Here is an 18,940-nt window from a genome sequence, read left to right on the forward strand (position 1 = left end):
TGGCACACCTGAAGTCTGGCGCGCTGCCGGGCCGGCGCCGGAGGAGCCCCGGGGTGACCCGGCCGGGCTACGTCCGCGGGCGCTCCGGCAGGGCCTCGGCGAGCAGCTGGACGAGGTGCTTGCCGGGCACGCCGGCGAGGTCGGCGGCCTGGGTGCGGCACGAGAACCCGTCGGCGAGGAACACGTCGTCCTCCCCCGCGTCCCGCAGGGCGGGCAGCAGCTGCTGCTCGGCGACCTGCACCGAGACCTCGTAGTGGCCCCGCTCGACGCCGAAGTTTCCGGCCAGGCCGCAGCAGCCGCCGAGCCGCCGCACGGTGGCCCCGGCCGCCTTGAGCAGCTTGGCGTCGGCGTCCCAGCCCATGACGGCGTGCTGGTGGCAGTGCGGCTGGGCGACGACCCGCACGTCCGCCAGCGACGGCGGCGACCAGTCCGGGGTGCGCGCCAGCAGCTCGGCCACCGTCACGGTCGCCGCGCTGACCTTGCGGGCGTCCTCGGTGTCGACCAGCTCGACCAGGTCGCTGCGCAGCACGCCGGTGCACGACGGTTCCAGGCCGACGATCGGTACGCCGCGCTCGGCCGCGTCGCGCAGCTGGTCGACGGTCGCGCCGAGGATGCGGCGGGCCGCGTCCAGCTGGCCGGTGCTGATCCAGGTCAGGCCGCAGCACGCGGACTCGGTGGTGATCTCGGGTGCGTATCCGGCGGCGGTCAGCACCTCGACCGCGGCCTTGGCGATCTCCGGGGCGAAGTGGTCGGTGAAGCTGTCGACGAACAGCACGACCGGCCGGCCCGTGGCGGGCCGCTGCGGCGCACTGGTGCGGAACCACCGGCGGAAGGTCTGGTGGGCGAACTCCGGGATCGACCGGCGCTTGTCGACCCCGGCCACGTACAGCGCGATGGTGCGCACGCCCGGCAGCGAGGTGAGCCGGTTGGCCAGCCGCGGCATCCGGGCGGCCAGGCGCGACCAGCGCGGCAGCCGGCCCAGGGAGTAGTGCGACCGGGGCCGCAGCCGCCCTTTGTAGCTCTGGTGCAGCACCTCGGCCTTGTACGCGGCCATGTCGATGCCGGTCGGGCAGTCCGAGGCGCAGCCCTTGCAGGACAGGCACAGGTCCAGCGCGTCGTGGACGGCGGTGGCGCGCCAGTCCGGGGCGAGGTCGCCGTCGAGCATCTCCTGCAGGACCCGGGCGCGGCCCCGGGTCGAGTCCTTCTCGGCGCGGGTGGCCAGGAACGACGGGCACATGACGCCGCCGAGGACGGTCGTGTCGGCGCGGCACTTGCCAACTCCCGTGCAGCGGTGCACGGCCTGGTTGAAGTCTCCGCCGTCGCTGTGGTAGGCCAGGGCCAGCTTCGCCCGGACCGGGCGGGCCGCGGCGACGCGGATGTCCGCGTCGACCGGGTCGGGGTCGACGAGCACGCCGGGGTTGAGCAGGTTCTGCGGGTCGAAGGCCTGCTTGACCGAGCGGAACAGGTCCATCGCCGCCGGGGAGTACATCCGTGGCAGCAGCTCGCTGCGAGCCCGGCCGTCGCCGTGCTCCCCCGACAGCGACCCGCCGTAGCGCACGACGAGGTCCGCGGCGTCCTCCAGGAACGCGCGGAACTTCCCCGGTCCGCCGGGCTTGTCGAGCGGGAAGTCGAGCCGGACGTGGACGCAGCCGTCGCCGAGGTGCCCGTAGGGCATGGCGCTCAGCCCGTGCTGCTCGGTCAGGGCGTCGAAGTCGCGCAGGTAGTCGCCGATGCGCTGGGGTGGTACGGCGGCGTCCTCCCACCCGGCGTGCGCGGGCAGGCCGGAGGGGGCGCGCCCGGCCAGTCCGGCGCCGTCCTCGCGGATGCGCCACAGCGGCGCGGCCTCGGCGGTGTCCTCGACCACCCTCGTGTCGACCGCGCCGGCCGCCGCCACCAGCCGCCGCACGCGCTCCCGTGCCTCGCCGAGGTCGTCGCCGGCGATCTCGACGAACAGCCACGAGCGGCCGTCCGGCAGCGGCGGTACGGCATCCGGACCGCGCCGGCTGCGGACCACCTCGACGATGCGGGAGTCGATGCCCTCGCAGGCCGTCGGGGTGAACTCCAGGACGGCGGGGACGGCGTCGCCGGCCGAGCCGAAGTCCGGGTAGCCCAGGACGACCAGCAGGCGGTGCGCGGGGTCGGCGACGAGCCGTACCGTCGCCTCGGTGACCACCGCCAGGGTGCCCTCGCTGCCGACCAGCAGGCCGGTCAGGTCGAAGCCCCGCTCGGGCAGCAGGTGCTCGACGGCGTAGCCGGAGACCTGCCGGCCGAAGGAGGCGAACTCGGTGCGGGCGACCGCCAGGTTGGCCTGGGTGATCGCCCGCAGGGACTCGGTGATCGCCTTGGCGCCCTCCAGGGTGGGTCGCCCCTGGTCGTCCCGCCCGGTGGACAGCCGCTCGCCGTCGATGGTGAGTGCGTCGAGGCCGAACACGTTGTCCGAGGTCCGGCCGTAGCCGAGGGTCCGCGATCCGCACGAGTTGTTGCCGATCATCCCGCCGATGGTGCAGCGGGTGTGCGTCGAGGGATCGGGGCCGAAGCGCAGGCCCAGCGGCCGTGCGGCGGCCTGCAGGGTGGCGTGCACGGTGCCGGCCTGCACCCGCGCGGTGCGGGCGGCGGCGTCGACGTCCAGCACGCGGTTCATGTGCCGGCTGAAGTCCAGCACGACGCCGCGGCCGATGGCGTTGCCGGCCACCGATGTCCCGGCTCCGCGGGCCGTGATCGGCACGCCAAGGGCCCGGCAGACCTCGAGGGTGGCGGCGACGTCGTCGTCGGAGCGGGGCCGGACCACCGCCTGAGGCACGACCCGGTACAGCGAGGCGTCGCTGGAATACGCCGCCCGGTGCGCCGCGTCGGCCAGCACGTCACCCACGCCCGCCCGGCTGAGGCGACCGACGAGATCATCTCCAGTGCCGCCGGTCATGTCCCTCTTCCCACTCGCGCCGTGTCGACGGCGATCTTATACCGCCGCGGTCGCGGCGCCCTCGCCGCGCCGGGTGGCGCCGTCCCGGCCGGAGCGCGCGGCCGGCCGGGTCAGCATCAGCACGGCCAGGCCCGCCGCGCACATGGCGGTGCCGATGCCGTACGCCCACCGGAATCCGAACTGCTGCGCGATGCCGAACAGGGGGCCGGCCAGCATGGCGCCGATCGGGAACGTGTTGCTGAACAGGGTGCTGGCCCGGCCGGGCTGCCCGGGCAGCATGTCCTGCAGGTAGGACATGCCCAGGGCGCTGACGGCGGCGATGAAGCACGCGTTGAGGACCTGGCCGCCGGCCAGCAGCCACACGCTGTGGGCCGTGGCGGCCAGCGCCTGGTAGAGCACCCCGCACACGGCCCCGGCGAGCACCAGGGCGCGCAGCCGCACGCGGGTGCTCAGCATGCCGAGCCCGAGCATGATCGGGATCTCCAGTGCGGCGCACAGGCCGAGGATGAGCCCGGCGTCGGCGATGCCGCCGCCGAGGTTCCCGGTGACGAACAGTGGCAGCGCCTGCGCGCCGAGCGTGAGCGGGCACTGCAGCATGGTGAAGGCGGCCACGCTGAGCCAGAGCCGTCCGCGGCCGGGCCCGTCACCGGTCTCGGTGTCGTGACTCACCGGCGGCGCGGGCGCCTCATCGCGCCGCAGCAGGAGCACGGCCACCAGCCCGGCCAGCGCGTACATGACCGCGGCCATGCCGTAGACGGCCGTGAAGCCGCCGGCGGCCAGGATCAGCGCGGCCAGCGGCGGGCCGCCGACCCACGCGAGGGAGAACACCGTGCGCAGCGCGCTGGTGCCCAGCGCCGAGCGGGCCGGGTCGTCGCGCATGAGCACCTGCCGGGCGTAGGCGAACGTCTGCGGGAACAGCACGCCGGCCAGTGCGGTGGCGGTGACCGCGAGGGCGAGCAGCGCCCAGTAGTCGCGGACGACGGCGGTGAGCGCGCTGCTGAGCAGCCCTGCCCCGGCCGCCGCGATGAGCAGCGCGCGGCGGATCGGGCGACGGTCCGACAGCCGGGCGACCAGCGTGGATACCACCACGCCGGCCAGTGGGGCGGCGACGAGGAAGGCGGTGACGCGCGCCGGGCCCGCGCGGACCTCGGTGCTGAGGAACAGCGACAGGAACGGGTAGACGACGGCGGTGGCGACACCGACGGCGAGGAACACCAGCCCGAGCGGGAGCAGCGCGAGCGCCAGGTGGCGGGGGCGCGGGGTGCTTTCGACGATCACGAATGGCACAGTAGGGCCCGGGATGCCCCGGTGCCAGCACCGGAGAAATGCCTGAACACGGATAAAATGGCATTGTGGGTGCGAGTCCACTGTTGCTGCTGGTGCGCCCGAGGCCGCCGCGCCCCGCGTGGGGGATCGCGGTCGCCGTCTTCTTGATCGTGGTTGAGACCCTGCTCGTGTACCCGCTGCTCGGTGTCACGACAACGGCCGCCGTGGACGTGATCTATCTGTTCGGTGTGTTGCTGGTCTCGACGCTGTGGGGGCTCTGGCTTGGCGTGGCGACGGCGGTGGCCAGCAGCCTCGCGTACGTGTTCTTCCACACCTCCCCAGTCGGGCGTTTCACGGTCACCGACAGCCGGGACTGGGTCCAGCTCGCGATCTTCCTTGTCGTCGCCGTGCTGACCAGCGCCCTGGCGGACATGTCCCGATTGCGGGCTGTCGAGGCACAGGAGTCCGATCTCACGGCCGAGCTGGCCGGTCTGCTGCTGAACGTCGACGACATCGCCGCGACGTTGCCCGCGGTCGCACAACGCATCGCGCTCGCCCTCGATCTGCCGGCGGCCGCGGTCGAGGTCGAAACGCTCTTCGACAAGACCGGCGAGGAGACGGGCCGGGGAGAGGCTCCACCCGGCGGTGCTTCCCGCGGTGCGCGGCACACGTTCGCGCTGCGCGACGGTGGCACCGCGCTCGGCACCCTGTACGTGCGTGCCGGGGTGTCCGCACGGCAGGTGCGGCGTTTGCGGCAGCGCGTCGTGCCGTCGCTGGCGTCGCTGCTGCGCGCCGCGCGTGAACGCGGGGTCATGCTCAACGCGCTGGAGCTCCGAGGCGAGGCGTTCCAGCAGCTGGCACGGCAGCAGACCGCGTTGCGACGGGTGGCGACGCTCGTCGCGCGTGGCGCGAGTCCCACGGAGGTCTTCGACGCGGTCATGACGGAGGTCAGCCGGCTGCTGGACAATCGCCACACGACACTGGTGCGCTACGAGTCCGACGACCGGCTCACGATCGTCGCGACCAACCAGCCCGGCCTGCCGGGCCTGATCGGCAGTGGCCGGCCGATCGAGGACAGCGCCGTCGCTTCCCGGGTGTGGCACACCGGCGGCGCTGTCCGGATCGATGACTACGCCGATGTCCCCGGTACCAGCGGCGCCCTCGGGCGCATGCTGGGCATCCACGCGGCGGTCGGCGTACCGATCGTGGTCGAGGACCGGCTGTGGGGTGCGGTGGCCGTCTCGTCCATGCGGCCGGAGCCGCTGCCCCGCGATGCGGAGGCGAGCATCAGGGACTTCACCGACCTCGCGGCCACCGCGATCTCCAACGCCGACAACCGCGCCCAGCTCTTCGCGTCCCGCGCCCGCATCGCCACCGCCGCGGACGAGGAACGCCAGCGCATCGAGCACGAGCTGCACGCCGGCGCACAACAACAACTCGTCGCCATCTACCTCGAGCTGGGCGCGTTGGGCACGGCCGAGGACGCCGACTCGATACCCCCGCCGGTGCGGGCGCAGCTGGCCCGGACGACGGCGGGTCTCAAAGAGGTCGTGCAGCACCTGCGGGAGTTCGCCCAGAGCATTCATCCCGCGGTGCTGACCACCGGCGGCCTGAAGCCGGCTCTCAAGGCCCTCGCCCGCCGGTGCCCGGTCCCGGTCGACCTGCAGGTCCACGCCGACCACCCGCTGCCCGCGGGGGTCGAGACGACCGCCTACCACGTCGTGTCGGAGTCCCTGAAGAACGCGGCCAAGCACGCGCACGGGTCGGTCGTGCACGTCGAGGTGACAACACAGCACCGGACGCTGCGGCTCGCCATCCACGACGACGGGGTCGGGGGCGCCGACCCCGAGCAAGGAGCCGGACTCATCGGCCTCAAGGACCGCGTCGAGACGCTCGGCGGACACATGACGATCACGAGCCCTCCCGGCGCCGGAACGTCGCTGCTGGCCACCATCCCGATCGTCCCCGGGATGACCTGACGGAACATGCGGGCGTGGCCGGTTCCGGTGATCCGCTTCGTGGAAGCGGATCAGCGCCCGGCCAGGTGCCGGGCGAGATGATCGACCACCTCGCGCGCGTCGTCCTCGATGCCGTGGATGAACGTGGACTTGCGGCGCCGCAGCACGGGCAGGCCCAGCGCGTACAGTCCCGGGCTGTCGACAACCACGCCACCCTCGTGGTTCAGCCGGCCCTTCGCATCGACCACGGGCACGTCGAGCCACCCGTAGTCCGGCCGGAAGCCGGTCGCCCACACGATCGCCCGGATCTCGCCGCTTCCCAGGTCGAGCTGCAGCCGGTTCGGTTCGGGTGCCCGCGTCGGGCCGAAGCGCTCCGGATCGCCGACCTCGGCGTCGCGGCCGTCGGCGCGCGCCCAGGCGTCGAACGTCTCCAGCAGGCGCTGCATCTTGAGGTCCGCGAGCGAGAACACGTTGCGCAGGCCGCCGGAGAACAATGCGCGGCCGTCGCGCACGGCCGCCAGACGGCCGACCAGGCCGACGCCCATCGCGGTGAGGGCATTGAGGTCGAGCGTCGTGCGCTGCGGGGTGCCGACGAGCTGGGGCGAGGGCAGCCGCCGGGCGCGGGTGAGATCGTCGATCTGGTCGTAGCGCTGGTCCCACACGCCCGAGTTATGCATCCACCACAGCACGTCCCGTCCGCGGTACGTGCGGGGCAGCCGCACGTGCTCCCCGACCGAGAGGGTCACCGGCCGGCCGGACCGCTGCAGCTCGGCCGCCAGCTGCACGCCGGTGGCCGAGGCCCCCACGACGAGCACGCCGCCGTCGGGAAGCTTGGCGGGTCCACGGTAGTCGAACGGCGTGAACTGTTCGACCGATCCCGGTATCGCGTCGCCGAACGGCGCCGGCGCCGGCCGGTTGCAGGCGCCGCTGGCGATGACGACCGCCCGGCAGCGAATCTCGCCGTGGTTCGTCGTCACGTGGTACCCGTCGTCGGTGCGGCGTACCGACGTGACGTTCATGCCGGTCCGGACGGGAGCCCGGGACAGCAGGGCGAAGCGCTCGATGAACTCGACCACTTCGCCCATCGTCATGTAACCGTCGGGATCCGGGCCCTCGTAGTGATGGCCCGGCAGGCGGCTCAGCCAGTTGGGAGTGAGCAGCCGCAGGGAATCCCAGCGTTCGCGCCGCCAGGAGTTGGCCACCTCGCCGCGCTCAAGCACGACGTGATCGATCGACCGGTCGCTGAGGAAGCGGCTCGCGGCGAGGCCCGCATGCCCCGCGCCGATGACGACCGCGGTAGCCCGCTCGATGGCCTTGATGGCGCTGCCCCCGCTCAGGCGACTTCGACGGTGACGTTCGTGGGATTCGTGAGAGCGTCGAACACGGCCGAGCGCTTCTGGGACTGGGCCACCAACGCTTCGATGTCCTGCTTCGAGGCGTCGGCGTCGATGCTGAACGTCACCTTGATGTCGTTGAAGCCGTTGCGGACGTCGCTGTCGGCGCCGAGAATTCCGCGGATGTCGTGGTTGCCCTCGACGATCGACTCGACCGAGCGCAGCTGGATGCCACGGTTCTGCGCGACGGACGCCACACCGGCTGTCAGGCAGCTCGCCAGGCCGACGAGGAGATATTCGATCGGCGTGATGCCGTTGTCCTGTGCCGCGAAGACCTCGGGGTGGTCGGCGTCGAACACGGCCTCCGACTTGTGGCTCTGCTCCTGCCCGAACCCGAAGAACTTCTGGATCTTCGTGGTGCTGTGGACGCCCTGCTGCCACTTGGACGTCGCCCGCCAGGTGAACTGGGCGGCCTCGGGCGCGTCCTTCAGCGTCGCGCGCGCGTCGAGCAGTGCCTGGACGTTGACCCCGTTTTCGACCGTCGTCATGTCGCGTGATACCCCTTTCAGCCAGCTCTCATATACACCCGGTAGGGATGGTTGACAGTACACCGGGTGAGCGCATCAGGCTATGATCATGCGCATGGGATCCTCCTCGACACGCGCAGCCGGCTCTGTCGGGCGTGTCGAGACACGATACGCCGAGCTGCCGGAGCCGGTTCAGCTCGACTGCGGACGGGAGCTGCACCACGTCAGGGTGGCCTATGAGACGTACGGCACCCTCTCCCCGGATCGGGACAACGTCATCCTGGTGTGCCACGCGCTCAGCGGCGACGCCCATGCGGCCGGCGTGTCGGCGGCGCCCGCACAGAGCACCCGCGACGGGTTCGGCGCGGAGGACCGCGACGGCGCGACCGGCAAGGGTCTCGGGTGGTGGGACGGGATGATCGGTCCCGGCAAGGCCTTCGACACTGACCGGTTCTTCGTGGTCTCCACGAACCTGCTCGGCGGCTGCCGGGGAACGACCGGGCCGTCCTCGATCAACCCGGCGACCGCGATGCCGTACGGGTCGGACTTTCCCGTCATCACGGTCGCGGACATGGTGCGGACCGAACGGGCGTTCCTGGACGTTCTCGGCATCGAGCGGCTGGCGGCGGTGGCCGGCGGCTCGCTCGGCGGGATGCAGGCGCTGGAGTGGGCGGTGCTCTATCCCGATCGGGTCGATGCCGTCGTGGCGATCGCCAGCACGCACGCCCTCCACGCGCAGGGCATGGCCTGGAACGCGATCGCGCGTGACGCGATCATGCGCGACCCGGCCTGGCAGGGCGGCCATTACCACGGCACGGGCCGCTCCCCCGAGGCCGGCATGGGCGTGGCGCGGATGGTCGGCCACGTGACCTACCTGTCCGCACCCGGGATGACCGACAGGTTCGGCCGGCGCTTACAGTTCGCCGACGACATCCGGCACACGATCACGGAGCCGGAGTTCCAGGTCGAGAGCTACCTGCGTCATCAGGCCGACTCGTTCGTCAAGCGATTCGACGCCAACACCTATCTCTACACCTCGCGGGCGCTGACGTACTTCGACCTGGCGCGGCAGCACGGCGGCGGATCGCTCGCCCGGGCGCTCCAGGGCGTCTCGGCGCGCACGCTGCTGATCGCGTTCAGCTCCGACTGGCTGTATCCCCCGTCCGCGTCGATGGAGATCGAGGACGCCCTGCGCGCTCTCGGCAAGCCCGTCGAGTGCCATGTGATCGACGCGCCGTATGGCCACGACTGCTTCCTGCTCGAGGAGGCGCGGCAGACGCCGATCATCCGCCGCTTCCTGGCCGAGGGCGAGGCCGGCGCGTGACGGCGAGAAATGAGGGTTTCGTGACCGAACAGCCGCCGCGGGCCGAGGAGGACCGCGCCTTCGGGTTCGAGACCCGGCAGTTGCATGCCGGGCAGCGGCCCGATCCGAACACGGGCGCGCGCGCCGTGCCGATCTTCCAGACCACCAGCTACGTGTTCGAAGACCCGGAGTCGGCGGCGGCGTATTTCAACCTGCAGGAGTACGGAAACACGTACTCACGGATCATGAACCCGACCGTCGCGGTGTTCGAGGAGCGGATGGCCAACCTCGAGGGCGGCTGTGGCGGGGTGGCGTTCGCCAGCGGGATCGCCGCGCAGGCGGCCGCGCTCTTCACGCTGCTGCAACCGGGCGATCACGTCGTGTCGTCCTCGGCGCTGTACGGCGGGACGGTGAACCAGCTCAAGCACCTGCTGCGGAAGATGAGCGTCGAGCTGACCTGGGTCGATCCCGACGATCCGGACGCATGGCGGCGGGCGGTCCGCCCGAACACGAAGGCGTTCTTCGGCGAGACGATCGGAAACCCCTCCGGCAACGTGCTGGACATCGAGACCATCGCGTCCGTCGCCCACGAGCATGAGCTGCCACTGATCGTCGACAACACGTTCGCGACGCCGTACCTGTGCCGCCCGATCGAATGGGGCGCCGACATCGTGATCCACTCGGCGACCAAGTTCATCGGCGGCCACGGCACGAGCATCGGCGGCATCGTCGTCGACGCGGGCACGTTCAACTGGTCCAACGGGCGGTTCCCGGTGATCGCCGAGCCGTCGCCGGCCTACCACGGCCTGCAGTTCCACGAGACGTTCGGCACCTACGGCTATCTGATGAAGCTGCGGGCCGAGACCCTGCGCGACCTCGGCGGGGCGCTCTCGCCGTTCAACGCGTTCCTGTTCCTGCAGGGGCTCGAGACGTTGTCGCTGCGCATGGAGCGCCACGTCGCCAACGCGCGGGCGGTCGCGGCGTTCCTCGAGTCGCACGAGCTCGCGGCCAATGTGACCTACGCCGGCCTGCCGGCGAGCAGGTATCAGCCGCTGGTGGAGAAGTACCTGCCCGGCGGCGCGGGCGCGGTGTTCTCGTTCGAGTGCGCCGGCGGCCGGACCGGCGGGCAGGACCTCATCCGCGGCGTGACGCTCTGGTCCCACCTGGCGAACGTCGGCGACGCGAAGAGCCTGATCATCCACCCGGCCAGCACGACACATCGCCAGCTCAGCGACGAGGAGCTCCGGGCATCCGGCGTCGCACCGGGCACGGTGCGGCTGTCGGTCGGCACCGAGTCCGTCGAGGATCTGATCTGGGACCTCGAGCAGGGCTTCGCCCACGTCGCCGCGTCGGCGGGAAGAGGGTAGCGACGGGTATGACCGATCTCGATCTCAGGCTGTACCAGGACCCGCTGACGATCCAGCGGGTGCTCCACGGCGCACGGACCATCGCGATCGTGGGCCTGTCCAACAACGAGCTGCGGGCCAGCTACTTCGTCGGCTACTACCTCAAGCGGCACGGCTACCGTGTGATCCCCGTGAATCCTCGCGAGACGGAGATCCTCGGCGAGACCTGCTACGCGAGCCTGCTGGACGTGCCGGTGCCGGTGGACGTCGTGAACGTCTTCCGCGCGCCGGATGCGCTGCCGGGCATCGCGCGCGACGCCGTGGCGATCCGCGCCGGCGCCCTCTGGTGCCAGTTCGGCGTGATCAACGCGGAGGGCGCACGGATCGCGGAGGAAGCCGGCCTGCGAGTGATCAAGGATCGCTGCCTCAAGATCGAGCACGCCCGCTATGTGGGCCGGATGCATTGGCTCGGCTTCAACACGCAGCGCATCACGTCCGTCCGCGGCGGCCTGCAGTAGGACTTGCCATCGGGCCGGTCGCCAAGCATGCTCCGATCGTGGAGCACGAAGCATGATTGAGCAGATCCTCCCGGACCGGTCGGTCGGCGTCGACGTCTTCGAGGACCCGGCCGAGGCGAAGCTGTGGCCGGAGGAGGAGGCCCTGGTCGCCGGGTCGGTCGAGAAGCGGCGCCTCGAGTTCACCACCGCCCGGCACTGCGCCCGCCAGGCCCTCGCCGGCCTCGGGGTGCCGCCGGTGGCACTGCTGTCGGGCCCGAAGCGTGAGCCGCTCTGGCCGTCCGGGATCGTCGGCAGCATCACCCACTGCAGCGGCTACCGGGCGGCCGTCGTCGCGTGGGACCGCGACATCGCGTCGATCGGCGTCGACGCGGAGCCGAACGGGCCCCTGCCAACCGGCGTGCTCGCCTCGATCGCCCTCGACGGGGAGCGGGCCCGGGTGGAGCAGCTGCTCGCCCAGCGGCCCGAGGTGCGCTGGGACCGGCTGCTGTTCAGCGCCAAGGAGTCCGTCTACAAGACGTGGTACCCGCTGGCCCGTCGCTGGCTCGACTTCGACGAGGCCGACATCACGTTCGACCCGGACCGCGGGACGTTCGACGTGCGGCTGCTGGTGCCCGGGCCCGTGCTACCCGGCCGGGGAACGCTGACCCAGATGACCGGCCGGTGGCTTGCGCAGTCCAGTTTGGTCGTCACGGCCATCACGATCGCTCGCTGAAGACCTCGACGCGGCCGAGCGGGTGATGGCACGCGACGAGGCGCCCGTCGGCCATCGGGGCGAGGTCGGGTCGTTGCGTCGTGCATCGGGCCGAGGCCGCAGGGCCCTGGGCGGAGAAGCGGCAGCCGCCGTGGGCGGTGTCCGCCGGTGCCGGCGGGGCGGTCGGGGCCGCGGCCGGGCTCGCGGTCCTGCGACGTTCGGGATCAGGCCAGGCGGTCGCCGCGATCAGCTGCCGGGTGTAGTGGTGTGCGGGATGCGCGAACAGGTCCTCGGCGGCCGCGATCTCGACGATACGGCCGAAGTGCATGACGGCGACGCGGTCGGAGATGTGCCGCACGGCGTGCAGGCCGTGGGCGATGAACAGGTAGGTGAGACCCAGCCGGCGTTGCAGGTCCTGCATGAGGTTGACGATCTGCGCCTGGACGGAGACGTCAAGGGCCGAAACGGCCTCGTCGGCGACGATGAAGGTGGGTTCGAGCGCGATCGCTCGAGCGAGGCCGACCCGCTGCCGCTGGCCGCCCGAGAGCTGCGGACCAGGAGGTCGACAATCCTGTTGCGGTGGATGGCCGACGCGACACCGAGCGCGACCCCGAAGGTCACGGCGACGAGTGAGCTCGCCGCCGTCAACGCGAGCGTGGGCGGCAGGCTGTGCAGAATCAATGGGAGGACCGGCCGGCCGCTGGCCAGCGACGTGCCGAAGTCCCCACGGAGCACGCCGCCGACGTAGTCGGCGAGCTGGACCAGGAAGGGCCGGTCAAGACCGAGCTGGTGGCGCAGCCGCGCGACCTCGGCCGGTGGTGTTCGCGTCACGTCGACCATGGACGCCACCAGGTCACCGGGCAGGACGTACATGATGGTGAACACGAGCACCAGTGATCCCAGCACGACGACGAACGCGCTCGTCAACCTGCTTGCGATGGTCCTGATCATTGCCGGCTCGCCGTCGACGCGCTCGACGGCGACTGCTCCTCCCACAGCCGGTTGGGGACCGCCGCCTTGACGATCGGCGCCACCTCGGTGGCGAATCGTTCGAGTTGCTCGCCCTGCTCCGACTCCGCCAGCGTGTCGACCAGCAGGTTGATGGCCTCGTTTCCGTAATCGGCGTGATAGCCGAGTATGCGGTCGACGACGTCGGCCGGGCTGCCGATCAGATTGGGGGTACTGGCCACGTACTCGCGTAGGCCACGGTAGGGCGAGGGGCCGTTCTTCAGGCCGACCGACGTGTTGAGGTAGTTCGAGAAGTGCGGCTCGAACCTCTTGATCGCCTCGTCCGTCGTGTCCGCCAGATACAGGAAGCCGCCGCTGATGCCGGTGGCCGCGTCACGGGGGTCGCGTCCGTAGAATTCCCACCGCTGCCGGTAGTGCTGGAAGTATTCGCGGTACTGGGCTCTGTTCGGCCCGCCCGCCGTCGAGAAGAGCGCGTCGCCGTACCTCGCGGCCGTGTCGGCGGTCGACAGGCGGTTCGATCCCGCGTGCCAGACGCGGATGCGCCGCTGGTAGGGGCGAGGCTGGACGGTGACCTCGCGCAGCGGCGGCCGGAACCGCCCCTGCCAGGTCACCTTGTCCTCTGTCCACAGCCGGTGCAGGAGGTCGTGGCGCTCGGCCAGGCTCTCGCGGGCCTGCGTGACGTTCAGCCCGAAGATCGGGAACTGCTCGGCGTCACCGCCCTTGCCGATCATCAGGTCAAGCCTTCCGCCGGCGAGATGGTCCAGGGTCGCGTAGTCCTCCGCCACGCGAACCGGATCGAGGAGGCTGAGCACGGTGACGGTCGTGATCAGCCGAATGCGCGTGGTCAGCGCGGCGATGTGACTCAGCAGGACCGGGGGCGAGGAGTTGATCACCCCCGCCGCGTGCCGCTCGCCGACCCCGTAGGCGTCGTAGCCCAGTCTGTCGGCGAGAACGGCCTCCTTGACGATCCGGCGGAACCGCTCCTGCTGGGTCAGGGTCTCGCCCGTTGCCCGGTTCGGCTCGTCGACTCCGTTGATGGCCGAGAAGAGGAGAAACTTCACCGCTCAGCCCGCCAGGTAGACGCCGTTGAGGATCGGCTCGTTGAGTGGGTCGAATGTCAGCCCCCGCACCCTCGTCGAGGCGGCCACCGTGTAGGTGGAAACGTAGATCGGGATCAACGCGACCTGCTCGATCAGCTTGCGCTGGACCTTCGCGTACAGGGCGGCTCGCTCGTCCCGATCGATGGTCGCGGCTCCCTGGTCGAGCCAGCGGTCGATGTCGGGGTCTGCGATGCCGGCCAGGTCCTGGGTACCGTTGACCAGCGCCAGGACCTTGGAGGAGTAGAAGCCGCTCAGCGCGTCGGGGTCGATGGACGAGGTGCCGGTCGGGTACACGTCGAACGCTCCCGTCTTCGTCAGCCGCTCGGTGACGTCGTCGGCGACGTCCAGGTCGGCCTTGATGCCCACCTTCTTCAGCTGCTGCTGCACGAGTTGGGCGATGTCGTAGCTCTTGTCGTTGTTCGGGTAGCCGCCGACATAGCGCAGGACCAGCTCCTTGCCGTCCTTGACCCGGACCCCGTTCGGCCCGGTGTTCCATCCGGCCTCATCGAGCAGGCGATTCGCCTCGGCGACGTCCGGCCGGTAGCCGTTCTCCAACGACGCGTCATAGCCGAGGATGCCGGGGGTAACGGCCGACCATGCCTGCTCATAGGTCCCGAGGTACAGGGTCTTCACGATGGTGTCGACGTCGAGCGCCGCGCGTACCGCCCGCCGCAGGCGGACGTCGTCCCAGGGCTGCTGCTTCTGGTTGAAGATCAGCGAGTAGGGCAGCCCGGTCACCCGCTCCTTGAACAGTCGCACGTTCTTGTTCTTCTGCACGGTCGCGACGAGTTGGGCGGGCACCTTCTCGGCGGCGAGCAGCTCCCCGTCCTGAACACCGCCGATCCGCGTCGCGTCCTCGGGCACGATCTTGAAGATCACCTGGTCGAGGTAGCCGGCCGCCTGGTTGCGAGCCGCCGGCTGGGCCCAGGCGTAGTCGTTGTTGCGCTTGAGGACGATCTGCGAGTTCGCGTCCCATTGGACCACCGCATAGGGCCCCGAGCCGACGGGGTGCTGGGCGAACTGGTCGCCCGCCTTCGCAACGGCCGTGGGAGAGACGATGCCGAGGAAGGGTTCGGCGAGGTTGGCCACATCCGCGAGGCCATCGTGGATGCACTGACGCCGCAAGAGCTTGAGGCGTTCACCCACGCGAGCGAGAAGATCCTGGCACACCTGCGCTCGCTGGAGACGTGAGCCCCGCCGCAGTGCGAAACCGGCTCGCGCCGGAACTCGTCGTTCCGGCGCGACTGACGGTCACGCGGTCACCGATCGGGCGGGGTGACCAGTGGATGGCGGCGCGCGTCCCGTGCGGCGAGGACGGCCATGTCCCGGCGGTACTGGTCGGCCGACAGATAACCGGCGAGCAGCCACTCGGCGAGCACGGCCTCGTCACGCTCGCCGCGCGGCGCGACCCCGCCGATCGCCGTGTCCGCGCTCCGGCACCTGGCTATCCACGCGCCGACGGACGACAGTGCCGCCACTGCCACCAGCGCGATCAAGAAGGCGGTGAACTCCACAGCGATCACCCCGCCGACATCCGGGCCCGTGTCCAACTCTTGCTCAGCCAGTTTGCGGCGGCAAGCACCGCGGGCCGTTCGACGGCACGGCATCCCGGCGAAGTCTCAGTAAAATCGAACCGGATGGCATAAGTAGCGTCGTGACAGCGAGGACAACGGCCAATCGGCAGTGCGCGACTTCCATCCCTGGTGACACGACGCGGGAAGGGGCGGCCGCCCATGAGGGCACGGCTGCTGTCGCTGCTGCTGCGTGCGAAAACGCCGCCACTCGCGCTCGGGATCGCGGTCGCGGTGGCGCTCATCTGCGTGGAGACCGTGGCGTTGTTCCCGTTCCAGGCCGCCGCGCAGGACTCCAGAGGCGCGGTCTACATCCTCGGTGTCCTGGCGGTCTCGATCGTGTGGGGCGCCGCGCTCGGCGTGGCGACATCGCTGGCCAGCGCCATCGCCTTCAACTACTTCCACGTCCTGCCATACGGGGTGCTGAGCCTCTCCCCCCGTGCGGACCTGGAGGACCTGGCGCTGTTCGTCGTCACCGCGCTGCTGGTCAGCGGCCTTGCCGACCTGGCCCGAGGGTTCGCGCTGGAGACGAGCGAACGCCGCCGGGAGGCCGACCTCGCCGCCGAACTGGCCCGCCTCATACTCAAGGCCGGCGATCTGCGCTCGGCGCTGGACCTGACCGCCCGGCGGATCGCGCACTCGCTCGACCTGTCAGACGCATCGATCGAACTCGAAGCCACAGCCGGGGACGAGCGCCACGTGGCGTTCCCGCTGCGCGACGGCACGACGATCCTGGGCACCCTGCTGGTCCCGGCGGACCTGCCCGAACGCACGCTGGAACGCCTCCGGCAGCGGATGGTTCCGTCCCTGGAACCGCTGCTGCGGGCGGCGTACGACCGGGAGGCGATCACCAACTCGCTGAAGGCGAGCCGCCAGGAGGCCAGCACGCTCGCCGTGCAACAGGCCGCATTGCGGCGAGTGGCGACGCTGGTCGCGCACGGCGCGGCACCGGCCGAGGTGTTCGACGCGGTGATCGAGGAACTGGGCCTGGTCCTCGACCAGTGCGCCACGGCGCTGCTGCGCTACGAGCCGAACGGCACGGCCACCAGACTCGCCGGCCGCAACATGCTCAGCGAACGGCGATCGTTCCGGCTCGAGGGCGACAGCCTGATGGTCCAGGTCCTCCACACCCGCCGCGCCGCCCGGATACACGACTACGACAAGGCCGTGGGCCCCAACGCCGAGGCCGCGCGGGAGCTGGGCTTCCACTCGGGAGTCGGCGCGCCGATCATCGTTGAGGGCCGCGTCTGGGGCGTGACCGTCGTTTTGTCCAAGGACCCCGAGCCCCTGCCGGCCGAGGCCGAGACACGCATGGCCGACTTCACCGAACTCGTCGCGACCGCGATCGCCAACGCCGACAGCCATGCACAGCTCACCGCCTCCCGCGCCCGCATCGTCGCCGCCGGCGACAACGCCCGCCGCCGCATCGAGCAGGACCTCCACGACGGCGCACAGCAGCGGCTCATCGCACTCGGCCTCCAGCTCCGCATGATGGAGACCTCGGTGCCGGCCGGACTCGGCGCCTTCAGGAGCCAGCTCTCACAGGTGGCAAACGGTTTGAACTCCGCCTTCCAGGACCTGCGGGAGATTTCACGGGGCATCCACCCCGCGATCCTGTCCAAGGGCGGACTCGGCCCGGCGATCAAGACCCTCGCCCGGCGCAGTCCCGTCCCGGTCGACCTCACGCTGAGCATCGATCGGCAGCTGCCCGAACGGATCGCGGTCGGCGCGTACTACATCGTGTCGGAAGCGATCACGAACACCGCCAAGCACGCCCAGGCGACCCTCGTCCGCATCGACGTCAAGGCGGACGACACGACCCTCGAACTCTCCATCCGGGACAACGGCATCGGAGGGGCCGACGTCGGCAAGGGCTCCGGGCTGATCGGCCTGCAGGACCGCGTCGAAACGCTCGGCGGCCACCTGGACATCAGCAGCCCCGCCGGCCGCGGCACGGCGCTGCTCGTCAGCATCCCGATCCACGACATCTCGGCGATGGACTGCCACCCGGTCGATGGCTGAACGGCACGAGGGCGGGCCGGGCGCGACGTCGTGCGGGCGAAACGCTCAAGGTGGCCGCCGGGATGCCGACGACGCCGGGGAGTGCTGCCGGACAGAAGGGGTGTGGAACGTGGCCAGCTATGCCCGGCACGACGACGAGCGCACACCCGCGCTGGTCACCGTCATTCATTGGCTCAGCACGCTCCGCCCGGTGTACGTGGTGGGGCTGGCGGTCGGCCTGTTCGCGGTGATCGCGTTCGCGGACTTCACGACCGGCCCGGCCATCTCGCTGACCGTGGCGTACCAGCTGCCGGTCTTCGTGACCGCGGCCGCGTCGCGGCGCTTGAGCGTCCTGACCGCCGCACTGTCCTCCGGGGTGTGCACCACCATGCAGGCGCTGCTGCGAACCGAGCCCTACCCGGCCGGAGTCCTGGCGTGGAACCTGCTCGCCCGGTTCCTCGTGCTCTGGCTCGTCGCCTCCCTGGTCTCGGCGCTGGCGACCAGGTTCGTGGCGGAACGGCACCTGTCCCGCAACGACTTCCTCACCGGCCTGCCGAACGCCCGGGCGCTGCACGAACAGACCGGGCGCGAGCTGGCCCGCATGCGCCGGTCGCGCTCGGCGCTCACCGCCGCCTTCATCGACGTGGACAACTTCAAGGCGGTCAACGACACGCACGGGCACGCCCGCGGCGACGAGCTGCTCGCCGCGGTCGGCCGGACACTGGCCGCGGCGGTCCGCGCACAGGACACGGTCGCCCGCGTCGGCGGCGACGAGTTCGCCGTACTGCTGCCCGGCGCCGATCGGGAGGAGGCGCTCGACCGGCTCGGCGCGCTGCATCGCGAGCTGCACGCCGCCACCCGGGACTTCACCCCGGCCGTGGCGTTCAGCATCGGCGCGGTGACGTTCACCGACCCGCCGCCGTCGAGCACCGAGGTGCTGGAGCTGCCGGACCGGCTGATGTACCTGGTCAAGCTCGGCGGCAAGGGCATGGTGCGGGCGGAGACCGCGACGGCGATGCGGGCGGGCCCGCCGAGCGCGCCGCGCCGCGCGGACGCCGGCTGCCCGGCTCTTGGAACGCGGTAGCCAGCGTGGACCGGCACTCCGATCCGGCCACGGTCACCCGGTGGCGCCGTGCACCGCATCACCTGACCGATGGGGGCGGCCCTGGGCGGGTGCCGGACCGCTGGTGACCATCTCGTCGCACAGCTGCGGCAGGACCCGCGCGAAGCCGACGCCGGCGAACTGCCAGTTGTGCCCGCCCGTGTCGACGAACCGGTGGGTGACGATCCCGGCCCGGGTGGCGTCGTCGGCCAGCTGCCGGCCGACGACGATGCCGCGGGCGTCATCGGCGCCGGCGCCGAACCACAGCGTCACGCCGGGGTACCGGCGGGTGCTCAGCAGGCGCGCGGGATCGTGCGCCTGCTGTGCGGGGATA

Annotated in this window: 16 protein-coding genes and 2 pseudogenes; 7 read left to right on the forward strand and 11 right to left on the reverse strand. The window is 71.1% G+C overall.

The window, feature by feature from the left end:
* Positions 1–67: 67 nt before the first annotated feature.
* A complete protein-coding gene (locus ABT297_RS34335) occupies positions 68–2,920 on the reverse strand; it encodes an FAD-binding and (Fe-S)-binding domain-containing protein (protein ID WP_350556641.1) in 2,853 nt (950 codons plus the stop codon).
* Between the two features lie 36 nt (positions 2,921–2,956).
* On the reverse strand, positions 2,957–4,198 hold the full coding sequence (locus ABT297_RS34340) for a sugar efflux transporter (RefSeq protein ID WP_350556642.1): 1,242 nt from the start codon (positions 4,196–4,198) through the stop codon (positions 2,957–2,959).
* 74 nt (positions 4,199–4,272) lie between these two features.
* On the opposite strand from ABT297_RS34340, the gene ABT297_RS34345 reads away from it, so the two are divergent.
* Positions 4,273–6,165: a sensor histidine kinase gene (locus ABT297_RS34345; RefSeq protein WP_350556643.1), complete on the forward strand. Its 1,893-nt coding sequence runs from the start codon at positions 4,273–4,275 to the stop codon at positions 6,163–6,165.
* A 50-nt stretch (positions 6,166–6,215) separates the two neighbouring features.
* Here the strand turns inward: ABT297_RS34345 and ABT297_RS34350 are convergent, their stop codons facing one another.
* Positions 6,216–7,481 (reverse strand): NAD(P)-binding domain-containing protein, encoded by a 1,266-nt coding sequence (locus tag ABT297_RS34350; protein ID WP_350556656.1) that lies wholly within the window; start codon positions 7,479–7,481, stop codon positions 6,216–6,218.
* Complete coding sequence (locus ABT297_RS34355; protein ID WP_350556644.1) at positions 7,478–8,026, reverse strand: OsmC family protein; 549 nt, start codon at positions 8,024–8,026, stop codon at positions 7,478–7,480. The genes ABT297_RS34350 and ABT297_RS34355 overlap by 4 nt, the downstream gene beginning before the upstream one ends.
* A gap of 94 nt (positions 8,027–8,120) precedes the next feature.
* Between ABT297_RS34355 and metX the strand changes: the two genes are divergently transcribed.
* Genes metX through ABT297_RS34375 form a run of 4 tightly spaced genes read left to right on the forward strand, consistent with a single transcriptional unit; the run spans position 8,121 to position 11,884 of the window.
* A complete protein-coding gene (gene metX, locus ABT297_RS34360) occupies positions 8,121–9,329 on the forward strand; it encodes a homoserine O-acetyltransferase MetX (RefSeq protein ID WP_350556645.1) in 1,209 nt (402 codons plus the stop codon).
* 20 nt (positions 9,330–9,349) lie between these two features.
* On the forward strand, positions 9,350–10,675 hold the full coding sequence (locus ABT297_RS34365) for an O-acetylhomoserine aminocarboxypropyltransferase/cysteine synthase family protein (RefSeq protein WP_350556646.1): 1,326 nt from the start codon (positions 9,350–9,352) through the stop codon (positions 10,673–10,675).
* Positions 10,676–10,683: 8 nt separating this feature from the next.
* Entirely contained in the window at positions 10,684–11,172 is a 489-nt protein-coding gene (locus ABT297_RS34370) for a CoA-binding protein (RefSeq protein WP_350556647.1), read from the forward strand.
* Positions 11,173–11,224: 52 nt separating this feature from the next.
* The gene (locus tag ABT297_RS34375) at positions 11,225–11,884 is read left to right on the forward strand and encodes a 4'-phosphopantetheinyl transferase family protein (protein ID WP_350556648.1); all 660 of its coding nucleotides are present in this window, start codon (positions 11,225–11,227) and stop codon (positions 11,882–11,884) included.
* Here ABT297_RS34375 and ABT297_RS34380 read toward each other — a convergent pair.
* The 6 genes and pseudogenes from ABT297_RS34380 to ABT297_RS34405 all read right to left on the reverse strand — a co-directional run bounded on the left by ABT297_RS34380 (position 11,868) and on the right by ABT297_RS34405 (position 15,446).
* A complete protein-coding gene (locus ABT297_RS34380) occupies positions 11,868–12,284 on the reverse strand; it encodes an oligopeptide/dipeptide ABC transporter ATP-binding protein (protein ID WP_350556649.1) in 417 nt (138 codons plus the stop codon). The two genes, ABT297_RS34375 and ABT297_RS34380, sit on opposite strands and share 17 nt — an antisense overlap.
* A 93-nt stretch (positions 12,285–12,377) precedes the next feature.
* Positions 12,378–12,545: pseudogene (locus tag ABT297_RS34385) on the reverse strand (hypothetical protein); the annotation flags it as partial.
* Between the two features lie 20 nt (positions 12,546–12,565).
* Positions 12,566–12,814, reverse strand: a pseudogene (locus ABT297_RS34390) (ABC transporter permease); the annotation flags it as partial.
* The gene (locus tag ABT297_RS34395; RefSeq protein ID WP_350556650.1) at positions 12,811–13,893 is read right to left on the reverse strand and encodes an LLM class flavin-dependent oxidoreductase; all 1,083 of its coding nucleotides are present in this window, start codon (positions 13,891–13,893) and stop codon (positions 12,811–12,813) included. The gene ABT297_RS34395 and the pseudogene ABT297_RS34390, both read right to left, overlap by 4 nt.
* A gap of 3 nt (positions 13,894–13,896) precedes the next feature.
* Positions 13,897–15,078, reverse strand: a complete 1,182-nt coding sequence (locus ABT297_RS34400) for an ABC transporter substrate-binding protein (protein ID WP_350556651.1) — start codon at positions 15,076–15,078, stop codon at positions 13,897–13,899.
* Positions 15,079–15,191: 113 nt separating this feature from the next.
* Positions 15,192–15,446: a hypothetical protein gene (locus ABT297_RS34405; protein WP_350556652.1), complete on the reverse strand. Its 255-nt coding sequence runs from the start codon at positions 15,444–15,446 to the stop codon at positions 15,192–15,194.
* A 219-nt stretch (positions 15,447–15,665) separates the two neighbouring features.
* Here ABT297_RS34405 and ABT297_RS34410 point away from each other — a divergent pair, with 219 nt between their 5' ends.
* Together ABT297_RS34410 and ABT297_RS34415 are read left to right on the forward strand one after the other, a co-directional pair.
* On the forward strand, positions 15,666–17,525 hold the full coding sequence (locus ABT297_RS34410) for a sensor histidine kinase (RefSeq protein ID WP_350556653.1): 1,860 nt from the start codon (positions 15,666–15,668) through the stop codon (positions 17,523–17,525).
* A 109-nt stretch (positions 17,526–17,634) separates the two neighbouring features.
* Positions 17,635–18,588 (forward strand): GGDEF domain-containing protein, encoded by a 954-nt coding sequence (locus ABT297_RS34415; RefSeq protein WP_350556654.1) that lies wholly within the window; start codon positions 17,635–17,637, stop codon positions 18,586–18,588.
* Between the two features lie 33 nt (positions 18,589–18,621).
* Here ABT297_RS34415 and ABT297_RS34420 read toward each other — a convergent pair.
* Positions 18,622–18,940 (reverse strand): alpha/beta hydrolase (locus tag ABT297_RS34420; protein ID WP_350556655.1); only part of this gene is annotated, 319 nt, incomplete at its 5' end.

Source organism: Dactylosporangium sp. NPDC000555 (assembly GCF_040300025.1).
In the GTDB taxonomy this organism is placed as follows: Bacteria; Actinomycetota; Actinomycetes; order Mycobacteriales; family Micromonosporaceae; genus Dactylosporangium.

Coding starts and splice junctions, on each gene's coding strand:
- ABT297_RS34355 (WP_350556644.1), bottom strand. CDS start 8,026: ATGACGACGGTCGAAAACGGGGTCAACGTCCAGGCACTGCTCGACGCG.
- ABT297_RS34375 (WP_350556648.1), top strand. CDS start 11,225: ATGATTGAGCAGATCCTCCCGGACCGGTCGGTCGGCGTCGACGTCTTC.
- ABT297_RS34410 (WP_350556653.1), top strand. CDS start 15,666: ATGAGGGCACGGCTGCTGTCGCTGCTGCTGCGTGCGAAAACGCCGCCA.
- metX (WP_350556645.1), top strand. CDS start 8,121: ATGGGATCCTCCTCGACACGCGCAGCCGGCTCTGTCGGGCGTGTCGAG.
- ABT297_RS34380 (WP_350556649.1), bottom strand. CDS start 12,284: ATGCAGGACCTGCAACGCCGGCTGGGTCTCACCTACCTGTTCATCGCC.
- ABT297_RS34335 (WP_350556641.1), bottom strand. CDS start 2,920: ATGACCGGCGGCACTGGAGATGATCTCGTCGGTCGCCTCAGCCGGGCG.
- ABT297_RS34370 (WP_350556647.1), top strand. CDS start 10,684: ATGACCGATCTCGATCTCAGGCTGTACCAGGACCCGCTGACGATCCAG.